Source organism: Candidatus Baltobacteraceae bacterium, from assembly GCA_035502855.1.
Lineage (GTDB): Bacteria > Vulcanimicrobiota > Vulcanimicrobiia > Vulcanimicrobiales > Vulcanimicrobiaceae > Aquilonibacter.
In genome coordinates this window covers 190,840-208,772 of the sequence record DATJTX010000018.1, presented here as the reverse complement: position 1 = coordinate 208,772, position 17,933 = coordinate 190,840, and the positions used below count along the sequence as shown (strand labels likewise).

The following is a 17,933-nucleotide window of genomic DNA, read 5'->3' as shown; positions in this document are numbered from 1 at the left end:
CTCGAAGATGACGTTGTGCTTGTCGGGCTGGATGCCGATGCCGGTATCGACCACCGCGAACGCGATGTACGGCGCAACGACGCCATCGTAGCCCGGCCGTTCGACGCGCGCGAGGTGCAGCTCCACGCTGCCGTGCGCGGTGAACTTGAAGGCGTTCGAGAGCAGGTTCTTGAGAATCTGCATCAAGCGCGTGTTGTCGGTTTCGAGGACGCTCGGCATCGCCTCATCGACCGAGATCCGGAATGCCAGGCCGCGCTCCTGCGCCACGCCGCGGAACGTGCGCTCGACGTCGTCGCACAGATCCGTGATGCGGGTCTCGGCGATGTCGACCGAGGTCGTGCCCGACTCGATCTTCGAGAGGTCGAGGATGTCGTTGATCAGCGTGAGCAGATCGTGCCCCGCGCCGCGGATCGTCTGTGCGAACTCGACCTGCTGAGCGGACATGTTGCCCTCCGGGTTCTCAGCCAACTGCTTGGAGAGAATGAGGAGGCTGTTGAGCGGCGTGCGCAGTTCGTGCGACATGTTCGCCAGGAACTGCGACTTGTATTTCGAGGTGAGCGAGAGCTGCTCGGCCTTGCGTTCGAGTTCGGTGCGCGCCTCTTCGATCTCGCGCGTGCGGCGCTCGACTTCGGCGTTGCGTTCCTGCAACAAACGCGCCTTTTCTTCCAACTCGTCGTTGGTCTGCGTGAGTTCGAGCTGCTGGCTCTGCAGCTCCGCGGTCAGCGACTGCGACTGCTTGAGCAGTTCTTCCGTCCGCATCGAGGCCGTGATCGTGTTCAGCATGACGCCGATCGACTGCATCAACTGATCGAGGAAGAGCAAGTGGATCTCGCTGAAGCGGCCGAGCGAGGCGAGCTCGATGACTGCCTTGATCTCGCCTTCGAACGTGACCGGAAGCACGACCAGCGAGAGCGCCTCGACCTCGCCGAGCCCCGAGCTGACTCGCATGTAGCTCTTGGGAACCTCGGTGAGCAGAATACGCTGCTTTTCGATCGCGCACTGCCCGACGAGTCCTTCACCGAAGGAGATGGTCTCGCCCGCGCGCTCGCGCGGGAGCGCGTAGCTTGCGATAAGGCTCAATACCAACTCGCCCTCGAGCATGTCGCTGACGTAGAAGGCGCCGGTCTGCGCGTTGACCAGCGGAACCAGTTCCGACATGATCAGTCGCGTGACCGCGGTGATGTCGCGCTGACCTTGCAGCATCGACGTGAAACGCGCGAGATTGGTCTTGTACCAGTCTTGCTCGGTGCCCTTCCGCGTCGTGTCGCGCAGATTTTGAATCATCTCGTTGACGTTGCGCGTGAGTTCACCGACCTCGCCGCGCGCTTCGATCTCGATCGTGCGCGAGAGGTCGCCCTTGGTGACGGTCGTCGCGACCTCGGAGATGGCGCGAATTTGGTTGGTGAGCTGGGCCGCGAGCTGGTTGACGTTGTCGGTCAGATCGCGCCACAGACCGGCGGCGCCCGGCACGTTGGCCTGACCGCCGAGCCGGCCGTCGAAACCGACCTCGCGTGCCACGGTGGTCACTTGGTCCGCGAAGATCGCCAGCGTGTCGATCATCCCGTTGATCGTCTCGGCGAGCTGCGCGATTTCACCGCGCGCTTGCAGCGTCAGTTTGCGCTTGAGGTCCCCGTTGGCGACACCGGTAACGACCTGCGCGATTCCGCGGACCTGGTTCGTCAAGTTGGCGGCCATCGAGTTGACGTTGTCGGTAAGGTCTTTCCACACGCCCGAGACGCCTTGAACGTGCGCCTGACCGCCGAGCACGCCCTCCGAACCGACTTCCCGCGCAACGCGCGTCACCTCGGAGGCGAACGCGTTGAGCTGGTCGACCATGACGTTGATCGTGTCTTTGAGCTCGAGAATTTCGCCGCGCACGTCGACGGTGATCTTCTTCGAGAGGTCGCCGTTGGCAACGGCGGTGGTGACCTTGGCGATGTTACGCACCTGCGAGGTCAGGTTCGAGGCCATGAAGTTCACCGAATCGGTGAGATCTTTCCACGTGCCGCTGACGCCCTGAACGCGCGCCTGGCCGCCCAGGATACCGTCGGAGCCGACTTCACGCGCGACGCGCGTCACTTCACCGGCGAACGCGTTGAGCTGGTCGACCATCGTGTTGATCGTGTTTTTGAGTTCCGCGATTTCGCCGCGTACGTCGACGGTGATCTTCTTGGAGAGGTCGCCGTTGGCAACGGCAGTCGTCACGTCTGCAATGTTACGCACTTGTGACGTAAGGTTCGAGGCCATGATGTTGACCGAATCAGTCAAGTCTTTCCAGGTGCCGGACACGCCCTGCACCTGCGCCTGGCCGCCGAGTTTGCCTTCGGAGCCGACCTCACGCGCGACGCGCGTGACTTCGGATGCGAAACCGTTGAGCTGGTCGACCATCGTGTTGATCGTATTCTTCAGTTCGGCGATTTCGCCGCGCACGTCGACGGTGATCTTTCGCGAAAGATCGCCGTTGGCGACGGCGGTCGTAACGTCGGCGATGTTGCGCACCTGCGAGGTGAGGTTCGACGCCATGAAGTTCACCGAGTCGGTGAGGTCTTTCCATGTTCCGGAGACGCCTTTGACGTCGGCCTGGCCGCCGAGTTTGCCTTCCGACCCGACTTCGCGCGCAACGCGCGTCACTTCGGACGCAAAGGCGTTGAGCTGGTCGACCATGATGTTGATCGTGTCTTTGAGTTCGAGGATCTCGCCGCGAACTTGCACGGTGATCTTCTTCGAAAGGTCGCCGTTGGCAACGGCAGTGGTCACGTCGGCAATATTACGCACTTGTGACGTGAGGTTCGAAGCCATGAAATTCACCGAATCGGTGAGGTCCTTCCACGTTCCCGAAACGCCGGCCACCTGCGCTTGACCGCCGAGGATGCCTTCCGAACCCACTTCACGCGCGACGCGCGTCACTTCGGAAGCGAAACCGTTGAGCTGATCGACCATCGTGTTGATGGTGTCCTTGAGCTCGAGAATTTCGCCACGTACGTCGACCGTGATCTTCTTCGAAAGATCGCCGTTGGCAACGGCGGTGGTCACGTTGGCGATGTTGCGCACCTGCGAGGTGAGGTTCGAGGCCATGACGTTGACGGAATCGGTGAGGTCTTTCCACGTGCCCGAAACGCCGCGCACGTCAGCCTGTCCGCCGAGAATCCCTTCGGAGCCGACTTCGCGCGCGACGCGGGTTACTTCGGAAGCGAACGCGTTGAGCTGGTCGACCATCGTGTTCATCGTGCGCTTGAGATCGAGAATCTCACCGCGCACGTCGACGGTTATTTTCTTCGATAGGTCGCCGCTTGCGACGGCGGTCGTCACTTCGGCGATGTTACGCACCTGGGCGGTGAGGTTCGAAGCCATCGTGTTGACCGAGTCGGTGAGATCTTTCCACGTCCCGGCGACGCCTTGCACCTCGGCCTGTCCGCCGAGCTTCCCTTCGGAACCGACTTCGCGCGCGACGCGCGTGACTTCCGAAGCGAAGGCGTTGAGCTGGTCGACCATCGTGTTGACCGTGCGTTTGAGGTCGAGAATCTCGCCCCGCACGTCGACGGTGATCTTCTTCGAGAGGTCGCCGTTGGCGACGGCCGTCGTGACGTCGGCGATGTTGCGGACTTGCGCGGTGAGGTTACCGGCCATGGTGTTCACCGAGTCGGTGAGGTCTTTCCACGTACCGGCGACGCCTTCGACCGCGGCTTGTCCGCCGAGTTTTCCTTCGGATCCGACTTCGCGGGCGACGCGCGTGACTTCCGAGGCAAAGGCGTTGAGCTGATCGACCATGACGTTGATCGTGTCCTTGAGCTCCGCGATTTCGCCCCGCACCTCGACGGTGATTTTCTTCGAAAGATCGCCGCGCGCCACGGCGGTCGTGACGTTCGCGATGTTTCGGACCTGCGCGGTGAGGTTACCGGCCATCGTGTTCACCGAGTCGGTGAGATCTTTCCACGTACCGCCGACGCCCGTCACCTGCGCCTGACCGCCGAGGATGCCTTCCGAACCGACCTCGCGCGCGACGCGGGTGACTTCCGAGGCGAACGCGTTCAGCTGGTCGACCATCGTGTTGATCGTGCCTTTGAGTTCACGAATTTCGCCGCGCGCCTCGACCGTGATTTTCTTCGAGAGATCGCCGTTCGCGACCGCGGTGGTCACGTCCGCGATGTTGCGAACCTGCGCGGTCAGGTTGCCGGCCATCGTGTTCACCGAGTCGGTGAGGTCTTTCCACGTGCCCGCTACGCCTTTGACGAACGCCTGTCCGCCGAGTTTTCCTTCGGAGCCGACTTCACGCGCCACGCGCGTCACCTCGGAGGCGAACGCGTTGAGACGATCGACCATTTTGTTGATCGTGCGGCTCGAACGAAGGAACTCGCCCTTGAGCGGGTGGCTATCGGTCTCGAGCGGCATCCGCTGCGAGAGATCGCCGTTGGCCACTGCGCCGAGCACGCGACCGGCCTCCGACATCGGGAAGACAAGATCGTCGATCAGCTTGTTGACCGACTCGATGCCCTCGCGCCACTCGGCGCGCATCCCCTCGGCGCTTGCACGCTTGGTAATCGAGCCCTCGCGTCCGACCGCTTCGCTGATGCGGGCGAACTCGGCGTTGATCTTCTGGTTGTGCTCGATGCAGGCGTTGAGAGCCTCGGCGATTTCGCCGTCGATGCCGACGAGGTCGTTCGGGAGACGCACCCGAAAGTTGCCGTCGCGAAACGCCCGAACGGCGGCCAGCAGAACCGGCTGGTGAAGCCGGCCGGAATCCGGCGATGGGGAGCCGGGGAACTCTTGTGTGACGGTCGATGACATGCGAAATCGCCCTCAGGGGTGAGCTAGTAAGGAAGCTCTTACCCGCGAAATCGCGGGCCAAACTAATGAAGACGCCGGTTGTTTACTCTGCACACAGACGGGGCACGATGATCGAGGGACCATGATTGATGGCCTTGAGCAACTAGACACGCGGTCTCGCGCTTCGCCGATACCGCGCGTCACGATTGTCGAGCAGGTCGCACGGCTGTGTACGAATGCGTTCGCTGATCTTTGCGCCGTCTACCTGCGCGATTCGCCGGGAGCGCCGATCGTATTTTGCGCGCGCGCCGAGGAACAATACGCTAGCTTGAGTGAGGCTGCGCTCGACGATCTCTATGCGGAGCGAGCGCGCGAAGCCGGCGTGACCGCTTTGCTGCAGCATCCGCTTCTGGTCGACGGAATCGCGATCGGGAGCGTCGTTTTGGGCAGCAACGGGCGCAGCGCCCCGACCAAGATCACGCCCGCGACCGCGGAGGCGGTTGCGAGCATTCTCGCGACCGCGATCGGACAGGCGACCCAGCTCGCGCATCATCATCGCGTCTCCGACCGCTTGCAGCGCGCCATGCTTCCCGAAGCGCTGATCGAGGCTGACGGGATGCGGTTCGACGCAGCGTACAGTCCGGCGAGCCGCGAGGCCGAGGTCGGCGGCGATTGGTATGACGCGTTCGATTTGGCCGGCGGCATGGTCGGCATCTCGGTCGGGGACGTGACCGGACACGGTCTGGAGGCGGCGGTCGCGATGAGCGAGATCCGCCGCGCGATCCGCGTGGCCGCCACCACCTACGCTTCGCCGTCCGCGATGATCGAAGCGGTCGAGGCGATGGTCAGCGCGCAGGAGATCGGCATGGCCTCGGCCATCATCGGGATCTACGATCCGCAGACCGGCGTGCTGCGATATGCCTGCGCCGGGCATCCGCACCCGGCGCTGGTGACGCCGAGCGGCGATGCGTATCTGCTTCCCGGCGGGGGAACGCTGCTGGGCCTCGGTGAGTCCGCCTCCTCGCCGGTCCACACGATCACGCTTGCGCCCGGATCGACCTGCTATTTTTATACCGACGGATTGATCGAGCATCACCGCGACGCGATGAGCGGCGAAGAAGACCTGCTGGCGGCGGTCGAAGCGATGGCCGCGGAAGGACGGCACAGCGCCTCCACCTTGCACGCCAAGATCATCGGCGGCGACGGCCGCAGCATCGACGATTGCGCGACGCTGATGCTGCAGCGGTCCGACCGCTCCGGTGTGAAGCCGGTGGAGCGCTACACGTTCAGCGCGCGTCCGAGCGCGGCTCGCTTAGCGCGCGAAGCGATCCGTCACTATGCGAAGCGGCTGGGTCTCACTGACGAGGAAGGATTCGATCTGCTCGTCGCTATCGGCGAAGCCGTCGCCAACGCGATCGAGTACGGGAACCCCGATCCCGAAGCGACCTTCGAGGTCGAGGCGCTCAGCGGGAACGGCGAGGTTATCCTTCACGTCGAGAGTTCCGGACACTGGCGCACGACGCCGTCGCAGGGCGATCGCGGCCGCGGCCTGCGCATCATGCGCGCCTGCGCACGCGAGGTCGAGGTCTCCTCGACCGCCGAGCGCACGCGCCTCACCCTCGCGTTCTAGGGAAGCTCTGCTTCCCTAGAGTCCGAAGTAGGCTTCGCGCACCGCGTCGCTCGCTTCGAGCTGCGCCCGAGTGCCGGAAACGCGAACGCGGCCGCCGTCGATCAAATAGCCTCGCTGCGCAAGCGGGAGAAACGCGACGTTCTGTTCGGCGAGCAAAAGTGCAGTCTGCGTCCCCACCGCCTCGCGCAGCACCTGAACCACTTGCTTGACGAAGACCGGCGCGAGCCCCGACGAGGGTTCATCCATCAGGAAAAGCTTGGGATGCGAGATCAACACCTTCGCGATGCCGAGCATCTTGCGCTGGCCGCCGGATAGCGACGCCGCGAGATCCCGCCGCTTCTTGGCCAGATCGGGAAAGAGTTCGAAGAGATGACGGCTGCGCCGGCGCACCTCACTCGCGCTCAGAAAATATCCGCCGAGCCGAAGGTTCTCCTCGATCGTCAGCGTCGCAAAGACGCCTTGCTCCGACATGAATGCGATGCCGCGGCGGATGCGCTGGTCGGGAGAGAGCCGCTCGATCTGCTCGCCCTCGAAACGAATCGTTCCGCTCCAGCATGGCAGCAGCCCGATGATCGTCCGAAGAAGCGTCGTCTTTCCCGCGCTGTTCGCGCCGAGCAGAAGCACGGTCTCCCCGAATTCGACGTCGAGATCGATTCCCCACAGGGTCTGCATCGCGCCGTAGCCCGACTGAACGCCGCGTAACTCGAGTAACGCCATGTTAACCGCCGATGAACGCGGCAACCACATCAGGGTTGCGTGACGCGCCTTCGAGCGTTCCCTCGAACAACATCCGGCCGGCGCTCAATACGATGACGCGGTGCGCGATACGGTTCAGGAACTCGAGCAGATGTTCGACTACGATCAACGCGATGCCGCGCGCCGCCAGGTTGCGCAAGAGATCGGCGATGATCGTGAGTTCGCCGGGGTTCAGGCCGGCGCCGATTTCGTCGACCAGCAAGAGTTTGGGCGAGGTCGCGAGCGCGCGCCCCAGGTCGAGCCGCTTTTGCTGATTGACGTTGAGCCCGGAGGCGAGGAGATCGGCTTGACCTTCGAGGTCGACCTGCGTGAGGACCGCGTCGATGTCGACGGGCGCATGCGCACCGAAGTATGCGGCTACTTCGACATTTTCGCGCACCGTCATCGCGTGAAAGGGCTTGGGAACCTGAAAGGTTCGATTGATGCCCAGCGGAACGCGCCGAAAACTTGGTACGCGGTCGATCCGGCGGCCGTCGAACCACACGCTTCCCGCGTCCGCATGATAGATGCCGGAAATGACGTTGATCGCCGTCGTCTTGCCCGACCCGTTCGGCCCGACCAAACCGAGGATCTCGCTCGGCGCAACCGAGAAGCCGACGCGATCGAGTGCCGTAAGGCCTCCGAAGCGTTTCGTCACACCTTCGAGCCGAAGCAATGGTTCGAGCGGCTCAGAGGACACGGACGCCTCGCCGGGTCAAGAGCGACATCAGGCCGTTCGGCAAAAACAGGACGAGTATCACGATCAGCGCGCCGTAGATGAATTCGAAGTACTGCGGCGCCGAGATCCCGACGGCGTTGTAGAGCGCGTACAGGACGACCGCGCCGACCACCGGGCCGAGCACGGTTCCGACGCCGCCGAAGAGCGCGAAGACGATCGCGAAGACCGAAATCTGCAGCGTGAAGACCGCGTCGGGATAGAACACCGAGAGGTTCCACGCGTAGGCGCCCCCCGCGAGTCCCGCGACCGCCGCCGACGTGAGCCATACGATCACTCGGTTGCGCACCACGTCGATGCCGGCCATCGCCGCGCTGGTCGGATCCTGGTTCATCGCGCGAAGCGCGAGGCCGAAGCGCGAGAAACGAAAATGCGCGGCGAGTCCGGTTGCGATGAGTACGATGACGAGCATGGTGAAGTAACTTGCGATGGGATTGTAGACCTGATCGATCTTCAATCCGTAAGGGCCGCCGGTCACGCCGGCGAGGTCTTGGTTCGAAACGATGTTGTAGATGATTTGTGAAGCCGCGAGATTGGCGATCGCAAAATACGCGCCGTTCAATCGGAGCAGCGGCCCGAGAATGACGCCTACGATTACCGCAGCCACTCCTCCGAGCAACACGCAGACGAGCACCGGCAGGCTGGAATGCAGCACGAGGAGCGACGTCGCGTACGCGCCGGTTCCGAAAAATCCCACGTAGCCGAACGGAAGATACCCGGTAAACCCGTAGAGCAAATTGAGCCCTTGCGCGAGCACGACAAAGGTCATCATCGAAAACAAGAGGCTGCGATTGTGGTAGACTTCGGGCGCGAGCGCGAACACGGCGGCGATCACGGCGAGCGTGATTGCCGACGGGAGAATCGTGCGCATCCGGTTGCGTACCGGCGGCAGCGTTTCGTTCACTATGCGACGCGCACGGACCGGCCGAGCAGTCCGGCCGGCCGGATCAGGACGATGATGACCAGCAGCGCGTACGGAACCAGATTCGACCACGACGGAAAGTACGTCTGCATGAACAGCGTTCCGATCCCGAAGACCAGACCGCCTACGATCGTTCCGAGCGGATTCCCCAGCGAGCCGATGATGATGACCGCGAACGACGTCGTGGTCAGGTCGTTGCCGATGTCCGGCGAGATCGAGCCGAGCAGATACGGAACGAAAACGCCGGCGACGCCGGCCAGAGCGATCCCGATGATGAACGCGATCGCGGAAACGCGCTGGATGTCGATACCCGTTGCCAGCGCCTCGGCGCGGTCGGCCATGATCGCGCGCATCGCAAATCCGAGCCGCGTTCGGGTGAAGTAAAGGTAGAGGGCAGCGGCAACGAGCACGCTGGCCGCAGCCGCCACCCACCAGCTATCGGGAAAGCTTTGGCCGAGGGCGCTGATGCTGCCCGAGCCGAGCGCGTCCTGCGGCAGCGAGCGCTGATCCGCTCCGAAGACGATGATCAAGATCGCGTCGATCATCTGCGCGAGCCCGAAGAAGAGAATGAACGAGAGCATCTCCGGGTCGCGGCTCTTCTGCAGACGCGGCACGACCGCGGCATAGAGGGGAATCCCGACTACCGCGGCGCCGGCGATCGCGAGCGGAATGCCGTAGAGCGGATTGAGGTGCAGGCGCGAGCTGAGAACGTACGCCCCGTAGCCGCCGAGCAAGACGAACTGCCCGTGAGCGAGATTGATCATCCGCATCACGCCGAAGATGAGGTTGAGTCCGACCGCGACGAGCGCGAAGAAGGTCCCGTACAGGATCCCGCCGACCAGCGCGTATTCGAGCAGGCTCATCGGCGGGACCCGATGCGAACGTTACTGTTGCGGTGCCGGGTAGACGGCCTTTCCGGTCGCTTTGTCCTGCGGGTACACGACAACGAACTTGTTCCCTCCGCCTTGCGGCACGATCTGCGCAACCGGGAGCAGCTCGCCCAGCTGCGCCCCGTTCTGGTTGATTTTGAAATCGCCGAGCAACGTCGTGGTCTTACCCGACATGTCCATCAGCGCTTGATGGAAGGCGAGTTGCGTGAACTGCGGCGCTCGCCCGAGCATGTCCTGGATGATCACGCCGTTGTTGTAGCCGGCGGCGTTGAGGAAATTCGGGGCAGCGCCGTTCGCAGCGGTGAACGCCGAGACGAACTGGGCGGTGTTCATGCCGAGGGTGACGCTGCTGAAACGTACGAGCGGCGGCGTTGGATAGGTGTATGTGTACGCCAGCGCCTTGGCGCCCACGTTCTTTGTGATCAGCGAGATGAGCTGACCGGGAAAGATCGTGAACGTCATGTTGAAATGCAGCCCGCTCGAAGAGAGGTCGCGCAGGAACGCGATGTCGTTGGGAGCGTAGCCGAATTCGAGTACGGCGTCGGGGTGACGCGCGTAGATCGTGTGAAGCAGAATCGCGTAGTTCGATTCGGAGGTCGGGACGCCGTTGTAATAGACCGGCTGCACGCCGCCCTTTGCGAGCACCGATTTCAGCGTCTCGGCTTGCGAAGCATCGAAGTCGTTTGAATCGTATAGTATGGCGACGCGCTGGATTTTACGAGCCAGAAGGAATTGCCCGAGCGGAACCGGCCAGACGGCGGACGAGGGGATGCTGACGTCGGCCAGATAGTCGGTCTTCTTGGTAAAGAAGTTTGCACCAGACCCGGTGGGATCGATCAGCAACATGTGGTGCTCTGCGGCGAGCGGGATTGCTACCGAGGTCAACACCGAACCGAAGTCGGCGATGAGCACGTCGACTTTGTCTTGGGTGATCAGCTGGTTGTAGAGCGTGGTGGCAGTCGTCGTCGAGCTTTGGTCGTCGTAGGCGATGATCTTCACCGGGATCTTCTTGCCGAAGGCCTTGACGAAGACGCCGCCGCTCTTGTTCACCAAAGCGGCCCAGTACTTGAGCCCTTGGTACTGCCCTTGCGAAGCGACGGCGAACGTTCCGCTGCTCGCGTAGAGGGTTCCGATCTTGATCTGCGCCGGCGCGGTCGCGGCCCGCGCCGGATAGAGCGTACCGGCTGCGATCAGCCCGGCAAGTAGAAATATGAAGGCGGCTGACATCAGCCAGGCGTGCCGAGATACGGTCATCGAGCTCTCCTCCGTCACGCGCGGTGACTACACGCTTGAGAAACGCAGAATATAGCGATGTCGTTCGCAAGCTCCTCTAAGGCGCATCCCCGCGCTAGATAGACGCACTTTTGCGCTAAGTGTATATTGCAAGGCGGAACGATCCGTTCGCGCGTGCCGTTGTCAACGAAAGGAACAACGTAAAGTTAGCGCGATTCATTTGTCCTAGTCCCGAACCACGGTTTGCGCCTCGCACTACGCGGCGCCGAGAGGAGCATTTGATATGTCGGACGGCAATTTAGATCGTAAGTCCTTTCTGACGACCGCGGCCATTGCGTCGGCCGGGCTCGTCACCGGGTTCCCCGCAATTTTACCGAGCCGCGCATTCGCGGCCGATACGCTCAGGGTCGGTCTGAACGAAGAATACACCGGCGTGTACGCGGCCTATGCACAAAGCGAGACGCGCGGCGCGCTCATGGCAATGGACGCATGGAACGCGCGCGGCGGCGTGATGGGCGGCACGAAAGTAGAACTCGTTCAAGCAGACAACAACAATAATCCCGGCACGTCGGTCGAGAAGACGCGTCAGCTGGTTCTCGTCCAGAAATGCCCCGTGCTCATGGGCACGATCAACAGCGCGGACTCGCTCGCGGTGAGCGGTGCCGCCAATGCGCTCAACACGTTCTTCATCGATTCGGGCGGCCACGCCGATGCGGTCACCGGTGCGAAGTGCGAATACAGCTCCTTCCGTACGTGTCATAGCACGTGGATGGAGACGCACGCGACCGGCTATTCGCTGGCCAAAAAGTTCGGGAAAAAGTGGTACATGATCATTCCCGACTACGCGTTCGGCCACGCGCTGCAAGCCGGTTATCACGCGGTCGGAAAGCAGATCGGCGTCGAGTTCGTCGGCGAAGACCTCACCCCGCTGGGCACGACCGATTTCAGCCCATACTTGACGAAGGTGCTCGCGGCCAAGCCCGATCTTTTGCTCGTGCTGGTGCAGGGCGACGACTTCGTCAACTGCCTCAAGCAAACGACGCAGTATGGGATCGTCGGCAAGGTGCCCATCGGCGGGCCTCAGGTCGAACTCGAAGCGGTATGGGCGCTTCCGAAGGAAGCGCGTGTCGGGTACTGGGGCGTCGAATGGTACTACAAAGGGGCGAGCGTTATCGGCAGCGGCAATAAGCTCATCGACGGCTTCATTTCGGAGTACCACAGGAAATATGGCCAGCCGCCGACCGCGCGCAGCGCATTCGGTTACATTACCATGGATCGTATGCTGTGGACGGTGAACGAAGCCAAGACCACCAATGCCGCCAAGATGGCCAAGACCCTCGAGGGGGCGAAGTTCCGTTCACTCTGGGACGGCGAGGGCTACTATCGCGACGTCGACCACCAGTTGATGTGGCCGATGTGGGTCGGCGAGATCCGCGCACAAGGAACTGCCGAGGACAAATACGATATCTTCGACATCGTCGATCGCCAAGAGGCCGACAAGATCGAGCAGAGCGTGGCCGAGAAGAAGGCGGTCTGCCACATGAACTGGCCGACTTGAGACCTTAGAAACCGCTGATCTAGTCCCAGTCGACGAGCTGAAACCCGACGTTTACGACGGGTAAATGAGGGCTCGGGTGACGAAGAACCGGCGCTAGTTCAGCGGTTTCTCTCCCGGGAGTACCACCATGGCGCACATAGCCCCAGAGATCTTCAACGGCCTGATTCTGGGCGCGTTCTACGCGGTCGTTGCCATCGGGCTTTCATTGATCATGAACCTGACCGGCACGATCAACATGGCGCACGGATCGTTCATGACGCTCGCCGGGTATCTTGCCTTCGCGATGGTGAGCGCCGGAACGAGTTATTGGTTTGCGCTTTTCGCGGCTCCCATCCTCGCCTTGATCGTCGGCGTGCTGCTCGAGCGGACGCTGATCCGCCCGCTGTACCGGCGCGATCCCGTTTACAGCTTGTTGCTGACCTTCGGCCTCTCGCTCATCGCCGAAGAGACCTATCGTTTGATTTGGGGCGACAACGGCGTGCCGTTCTCGCCGCCGCTCGCGCTCCAGGGCGCCGTGTCGCTCGGATTCACCTATTTCCCGACCTATCGGTTGTTCATCGCCGGCGTGCTTCTGGTGATCATCGTCTTGCTCGTGCTCTTCTTGCAGCGCACGCGCCTGGGCTTGCGCTTGCGCGCCGCCGTGCAGGACAACGAAATGATCGCCGCGCTCGGAACCAACACGCAGCTGCTCTACATGATGAACTTCGGTTTGGGCATCCTGCTCGCCGGCGTGGCGGGAGTGTTGGCCTCCGGTATGCTCGGCCTCAATGCTCAGACCGGCAACGCGCTCTTGATGCCGGCCTTCGTGACCGTGATCGTCGGCGGCATGGGCAGCGTTTTTGGCGCGGTCGCCGGCGGGATGCTGATCGGCTTGACGATCAGCATCGTGACGCTCTACATCCCGGCCGCCAGCGAGATCGCGATGTACGTTTTGATGGCGGTGATCCTGCTCGTCCGGCCGCGCGGCCTCTTCGGTGAAGAGGGGATCTTCGGATGATCATGAGCAATCGCGCCGGGCTGATCGCGGGACTGGTCCTCTTGATTGCCCTACTCTTCATGCCCCAGATCGCCTCGCACATCGGGCTTGCCATCTCGGTGTGCACCGAAGTTTTGCTCTACGCGATCGCCGCGATGGCCGTCAATCTGCTGCTGGGTTACACCGGGGTCTTGCCGTTCGGAAACGCGGCGTTCTTCGGGCTCGGTGCGTACGGCGCCGGTTTGACGATCGAATACCTTCACGTCGGCTTCATTACGTCGATCGTCTTGGGGATGGCCGCCGCGCTCGTCGGCGCCGTGCTCATCGGACCGTTTCTCCTGCGCCGGCGCGGTATCTACTTCGCGCTGCTGATGATCGCCTTCGGCCAGGTTTTCTATTTTATCGCCTACCGTTTCACCGATATCACCGGCGGTGAAGACGGCATGAACTTCGCGCGGCCGGCAATCGAAGGTCTGGGCGTCGTTCTCAAGGACCAACAGTTCTACTACGCGATGCTGGTCGTTTTCGCGCTAGTCGTGATCGGCTTTTTGCTGCTCGTGCGCTCCCCGTTCGGCCGCACGCTCGTGGCGATCAAAGAGAACGAAGTCCGCGCCCGCTACCTTGGGCTCAACACCGACCGCTTCATCTTCGTCGCGCTCTTGATCTCCGCGATCATGGAAGGTTTGGCCGGGGCCTGCTTTGGGCTTTCGATCATGTTCGCCTATCCGCTGATGCTCGATTGGCACAACTCGGGCAACATCGTGCTGATGACGATTCTCGGCGGCAGCGGGACGCTCTTCGGTCCGTTCATCGGCGCGGTTATCTTCGTGGTCGGGCAAGAGATACTCTCGACCCATTGGATTTGGTGGCAGATCCCGCTCGGAGCGCTCTTCGTAGCCTGCGTGCTCGGGTTCCCGAAGGGCATCCTCGGAACGGCACTGGACCTGTTTTCGAAGCGCCGCGGCGGCTTCGCGTTCGAAGCGCGCGAACTGGTTCACGGGACCAAGCTCTCGGAACGGGAGATCATTCCATGAGCGAGGCGCTCTTCGAAGCGAGCGGAATCGTCAAACATTTCGGCGGCGTGCGCGCCGTCGAAAACGTGTCGCTGCAAGTTCCCGCCGGGTCGATCCAGGCGATCATCGGTCCGAACGGCGCCGGGAAATCGACGCTGTTCAACGCGCTCTCCGGGTTCTATTATCCCGACAGCGGACGGGTGAGCTTCAAAGGCGTCGACATCACGCGCGCACCGGCCTATCGCCGCATCGCGATGGGACTGGGGCGTACCTTCCAAACCTCGAGCATCTTTCCGAACCTCAGCGTGTACGACAATCTGCTCGTGGGCGTTCAGAGCGCGGAGAATCTCGCCTTTCGCTTTCGGCCCGTTCGCGCCAACAAACGCAAGGAGATCGACGCGAAAGTCGAGCGGCTGCTGAATTTCGTGAACCTCATGACGTCGGCGCGCCGTCCGGTCTCTGAACTCGCGCACGGCAGCCAGCGCCTGTGCGAAATCGCGATGAGCCTCTCGACCGATCCGACGCTGGTCATGCTCGACGAGCCGATGGCGGGTCTCGCGCATGCCGAAACGGCACGCATCGTCGAGGTCATTCACAAGCTTCACGACGAACTCGGGTTGACCGTGCTCTTCGTCGAGCACAACATGCGCGTCGTCCTCTCGCTCGCTCAGCGTATCATGGTGCTCGATCGCGGCAAAGTTCTCGCCGAAGGAACGCCGGCGGAGATCAGCAACAACGCCTCCGTGCGCGAAGCCTACATCGGCAAAGAGGTCATCGAGAATGTCTGACCACCTGTTGACGATAGAAAATCTCAACACGTATTACGGCAAGAGTCACATCTTGCACGACGTCGGACTGGAGGTCGGCAAAGGCGAGCTCGTCGCGCTGCTCGGACTCAACGGGGCCGGCAAGACCACGACGCTGCGCAGCATCCTCGGTCTTACCCGCCCGCGTAGCGGTGCGATCACCTTCGACGGGACGTCGATCTTCGGCCGTTCGCCGTACCGTATCGCGCGCATGGGCGTCGGGTACGTGCCCGAAGGGCGCCGGATGTTTGCGGCGCTTTCGGTGCTCGAGAATCTCCAACTCGCCGAGAACGGCCGCGCGGGTGAGTGGTCGATTCCGCGAGTCCTCGACCATTTGCCCAAACTCAAGGAGCTCGTGCACCGCAAAGCCGGGCGGCTTTCGGGCGGCGAGCAAGAGATGCTGGCCATCGGGCGTGCACTGGTTGCAAATCCGCAACTGATGCTGGTCGATGAAGCCTCGCAAGGGCTCGCGCCGCTGATCGTGGAGGACGTCTACCGCATCCTGGCCGAGCTCAAGGCGCGCGGCGTGGCGATCGTGTTGGTCGAACAGAACGCGCTGCTGGCGCTCAAGATCGCCGATCGCGCCTACGTGATCGATGCCGGCCGGGTGGTCTACCAAGGCGGAGCCTCCGAGCTGCTGCAAGACCGCAACCGCATTGCCGATCTGATGGGCCTGACCGCCGCCGAACTGGCCTCCTAGTCGGCTCGCGCCGATATTGTAAAGGTCAGCCCCGGAGAAGTTGGTCATGCAGTTGCTCGGTACGGATGCCGCCCTCCCCGAACTGGTCACCCCGATTGCACGCGCGGTAAGGGAAGACCGCGTCACTGCCCTTGCCGGCGTGCTGGCCGCGCTCCACCAATCCGGTCTCTTCGGGCGCGAACTCTTCGCACCGGCGCGGGCCGAGCGATACTCCCGCCGGCTGATCTGGCGCGACCCGGACGAACGGTTCGTCGTCGTCGCAATGACGTGGGCGCCCGGACAAGGCAGCCCGCTCCACGACCACGCCGGCCTGTGGGGCGCGGAGATCGTCGTCGACGGGACGATGAGCGAAACGATCTACGAACTGGTGGGCCGCGATGAGGACGGAGCGTACCGCTTCGTGCGCGGCCTTCATCGTGTCTCGAATCACGGCACAGTCGGCGTTTTGATCCCGCCGCTCGAATATCACGATTTCGGGAATGCCGGTCAGACGGTAGCGCACTCACTCCACGTCTACGGCGGCGATCTGAAGACGGCGAACGCATTCACCGAGCAAGACGACGGCCGGTGGAGCGCGCGGCGCGTCGATCTTCGTTACGATGCCTGAATTCACCGCGATTATCGCAGGCGGCGGCGCGAGCGGCCTGCTGACGGCGACACGCTTGGTTCATAAGTCCGCATCCGCGCGCGTGATCATCGTAGAGCCGCGTGCGAGCATTGGGCGCGGCATGGCCTACTCGACTCCGTGTCTTGCGCACGTGCTCAACGTTCCGGCCGGACGGATGTCGGCGTTCGATGAGCGGCCGGATCACTTCGTCGAATTTCTGCGCGCAAGCCACGGTGATGCATACGGCGCCGCATCGTACGTCCCGCGACGGTTCTACGGCGATTATCTCGAGGCGATCGCGCAGGCAAGCAGCGACTTCGCGGGAGTGCGCTGGGGTGTGGAGCGTTCGAGTGTGCTTGCTGCGTCGGTCGATTCATCGGGGGTTCGTGCGATCTGCGAAGAGGGCCGCGTCCTTCGCGGTGACGTGCTGATCGTCGCGACCGGGAACGCGAACCCCGCGCCGTGGACGCGAGCGAACGCGGATGTCGTCGCCGGCGATCGATTCTTCGCCTCGGCGTGGGAAGAGGGCGCGTTGAACTGCGCCGATCGCGAAGAACGCGTGCTGCTGTTGGGTACGGGTCTAACCGCCGTTGATGCGGTCATCGCCCTGCGCAGCAACGGCCATCGCGGCACGATCTGGATGATCTCACGCCGCGGCCTGCTCCCGCACGAGCATCGGATCTTCGATGCGCCCCGCGACTCGAAGCCGGAGGCGGTCACGACGCGCGATCTTCTCGGAGCGTTCCGCTCCGTGGCGGGCGGCCGTCCACATCGGTGGCGTGCCGCGGTCGACGGCCTACGTCCACGCACGAACGCCCTCTGGCAAGCGCTTTCCGTGCACGAACAGCGTCGCTTCATGCGTCACGTCATTCCATATTGGAACGCACACCGTCATCGAATGGCACCGGATGTGGCAAAAGCGATCGCCGAAGAGATCGCCGCAGGAACACTCCGAATGCTTGCGGGGCGCACCGGCAGGTTCATCGCGACGGATCGCGGGCTGCGCGTGGCGATAACCGTTCGCGGCAGTGAACAAACACTTGAACTGGAGATTGGCCGCGCGATCAACTGCAGCGGCCCGGCGCACGATTTTCGGCTGCTCGAGAATCCGCTCATCGGCAATCTACTGGAGCAAGGCATCATGCATCCGCTCCAATCGTCGATCGGCATCGACGTTGCCCCGAGCGGTGCGTTGCGTGATGCAAGCGGGGCCGAGTCGACGCGTGTCTACGCGATCGGTCCCGTACGCTTCGGCACGCTGATCGAGACCACCGCGATGCCTGAGATTCGTGCGCAGGCAAAGGATCTGGCGGCGCTGCTTGCTGCGCGCGCCGACTCGCTTGTCACGGCGATGGTACAATAG

The 17,933-nt window shown here is 62.7% G+C and carries 14 protein-coding genes; 8 read left to right on the top strand and 6 right to left on the bottom strand.

The window, feature by feature from the left end; genetic code table 11:
• The coding region (locus tag VMF11_05805) for a HAMP domain-containing protein (protein HTU69817.1) at positions 1–4,785 on the bottom strand (4,785 nt) is incomplete at its 3' end.
• Positions 4,786–4,906: 121 nt separating this feature from the next.
• Between VMF11_05805 and VMF11_05800 the strand changes: the two genes are divergently transcribed.
• Entirely contained in the window at positions 4,907–6,394 is a 1,488-nt protein-coding gene (locus tag VMF11_05800) for a SpoIIE family protein phosphatase (GenBank protein ID HTU69816.1), read from the top strand.
• A 15-nt stretch (positions 6,395–6,409) separates the two neighbouring features.
• Here the strand turns inward: VMF11_05800 and VMF11_05795 are convergent, their stop codons facing one another.
• The 5 genes from VMF11_05795 to VMF11_05775 are packed head-to-tail and all read right to left on the bottom strand — an operon-like array spanning position 6,410 to position 10,931.
• The gene (locus tag VMF11_05795) at positions 6,410–7,111 is read right to left on the bottom strand and encodes an ABC transporter ATP-binding protein (GenBank protein HTU69815.1); all 702 of its coding nucleotides are present in this window, start codon (positions 7,109–7,111) and stop codon (positions 6,410–6,412) included.
• A 1-nt stretch (position 7,112) separates the two neighbouring features.
• Positions 7,113–7,787 (bottom strand): ATP-binding cassette domain-containing protein, encoded by a 675-nt coding sequence (locus VMF11_05790; GenBank protein ID HTU69814.1) that lies wholly within the window; start codon positions 7,785–7,787, stop codon positions 7,113–7,115.
• 31 nt (positions 7,788–7,818) lie between these two features.
• Entirely contained in the window at positions 7,819–8,769 is a 951-nt protein-coding gene (locus tag VMF11_05785; GenBank protein ID HTU69813.1) for a branched-chain amino acid ABC transporter permease, read from the bottom strand.
• A complete protein-coding gene (locus VMF11_05780; protein ID HTU69812.1) occupies positions 8,769–9,650 on the bottom strand; it encodes a branched-chain amino acid ABC transporter permease in 882 nt (293 codons plus the stop codon). Before VMF11_05780 ends, VMF11_05785 begins: the two co-directional genes overlap by 1 nt.
• A gap of 21 nt (positions 9,651–9,671) precedes the next feature.
• Positions 9,672–10,931, bottom strand: a complete 1,260-nt coding sequence (locus VMF11_05775) for an ABC transporter substrate-binding protein (GenBank protein ID HTU69811.1) — start codon at positions 10,929–10,931, stop codon at positions 9,672–9,674.
• A gap of 262 nt (positions 10,932–11,193) precedes the next feature.
• Here VMF11_05775 and VMF11_05770 point away from each other — a divergent pair, with 262 nt between their 5' ends.
• From VMF11_05770 to VMF11_05740, 7 genes are all read left to right on the top strand, one after another.
• Complete coding sequence (locus VMF11_05770; protein HTU69810.1) at positions 11,194–12,468, top strand: ABC transporter substrate-binding protein; 1,275 nt, start codon at positions 11,194–11,196, stop codon at positions 12,466–12,468.
• A 127-nt stretch (positions 12,469–12,595) separates the two neighbouring features.
• The gene (locus VMF11_05765; protein HTU69809.1) at positions 12,596–13,465 is read left to right on the top strand and encodes a branched-chain amino acid ABC transporter permease; all 870 of its coding nucleotides are present in this window, start codon (positions 12,596–12,598) and stop codon (positions 13,463–13,465) included.
• A gap of 2 nt (positions 13,466–13,467) precedes the next feature.
• A complete protein-coding gene (locus VMF11_05760; protein ID HTU69808.1) occupies positions 13,468–14,478 on the top strand; it encodes a branched-chain amino acid ABC transporter permease in 1,011 nt (336 codons plus the stop codon).
• Positions 14,475–15,245 (top strand): ABC transporter ATP-binding protein, encoded by a 771-nt coding sequence (locus VMF11_05755; GenBank protein ID HTU69807.1) that lies wholly within the window; start codon positions 14,475–14,477, stop codon positions 15,243–15,245. Before VMF11_05760 ends, VMF11_05755 begins: the two co-directional genes overlap by 4 nt.
• Positions 15,238–15,963 (top strand): ABC transporter ATP-binding protein, encoded by a 726-nt coding sequence (locus VMF11_05750; GenBank protein HTU69806.1) that lies wholly within the window; start codon positions 15,238–15,240, stop codon positions 15,961–15,963. Before VMF11_05755 ends, VMF11_05750 begins: the two co-directional genes overlap by 8 nt.
• A gap of 46 nt (positions 15,964–16,009) precedes the next feature.
• The gene (locus VMF11_05745) at positions 16,010–16,570 is read left to right on the top strand and encodes a cysteine dioxygenase family protein (protein HTU69805.1); all 561 of its coding nucleotides are present in this window, start codon (positions 16,010–16,012) and stop codon (positions 16,568–16,570) included.
• Positions 16,563–17,933: an FAD/NAD(P)-binding protein gene (locus VMF11_05740; protein ID HTU69804.1), complete on the top strand. Its 1,371-nt coding sequence runs from the start codon at positions 16,563–16,565 to the stop codon at positions 17,931–17,933. The genes VMF11_05745 and VMF11_05740 overlap by 8 nt, the downstream gene beginning before the upstream one ends.

Coding starts and splice junctions, on each gene's coding strand:
- VMF11_05795 (HTU69815.1), bottom strand. CDS start 7,111: ATGGCGTTACTCGAGTTACGCGGCGTTCAGTCGGGCTACGGCGCGATG.
- VMF11_05750 (HTU69806.1), top strand. CDS start 15,238: ATGTCTGACCACCTGTTGACGATAGAAAATCTCAACACGTATTACGGC.
- VMF11_05800 (HTU69816.1), top strand. CDS start 4,907: ATGATTGATGGCCTTGAGCAACTAGACACGCGGTCTCGCGCTTCGCCG.
- VMF11_05780 (HTU69812.1), bottom strand. CDS start 9,650: ATGAGCCTGCTCGAATACGCGCTGGTCGGCGGGATCCTGTACGGGACC.
- VMF11_05760 (HTU69808.1), top strand. CDS start 13,468: ATGAGCAATCGCGCCGGGCTGATCGCGGGACTGGTCCTCTTGATTGCC.
- VMF11_05740 (HTU69804.1), top strand. CDS start 16,563: ATGCCTGAATTCACCGCGATTATCGCAGGCGGCGGCGCGAGCGGCCTG.
- VMF11_05765 (HTU69809.1), top strand. CDS start 12,596: ATGGCGCACATAGCCCCAGAGATCTTCAACGGCCTGATTCTGGGCGCG.
- VMF11_05775 (HTU69811.1), bottom strand. CDS start 10,931: ATGACCGTATCTCGGCACGCCTGGCTGATGTCAGCCGCCTTCATATTT.
- VMF11_05745 (HTU69805.1), top strand. CDS start 16,010: ATGCAGTTGCTCGGTACGGATGCCGCCCTCCCCGAACTGGTCACCCCG.
- VMF11_05755 (HTU69807.1), top strand. CDS start 14,475: ATGAGCGAGGCGCTCTTCGAAGCGAGCGGAATCGTCAAACATTTCGGC.
- VMF11_05770 (HTU69810.1), top strand. CDS start 11,194: ATGTCGGACGGCAATTTAGATCGTAAGTCCTTTCTGACGACCGCGGCC.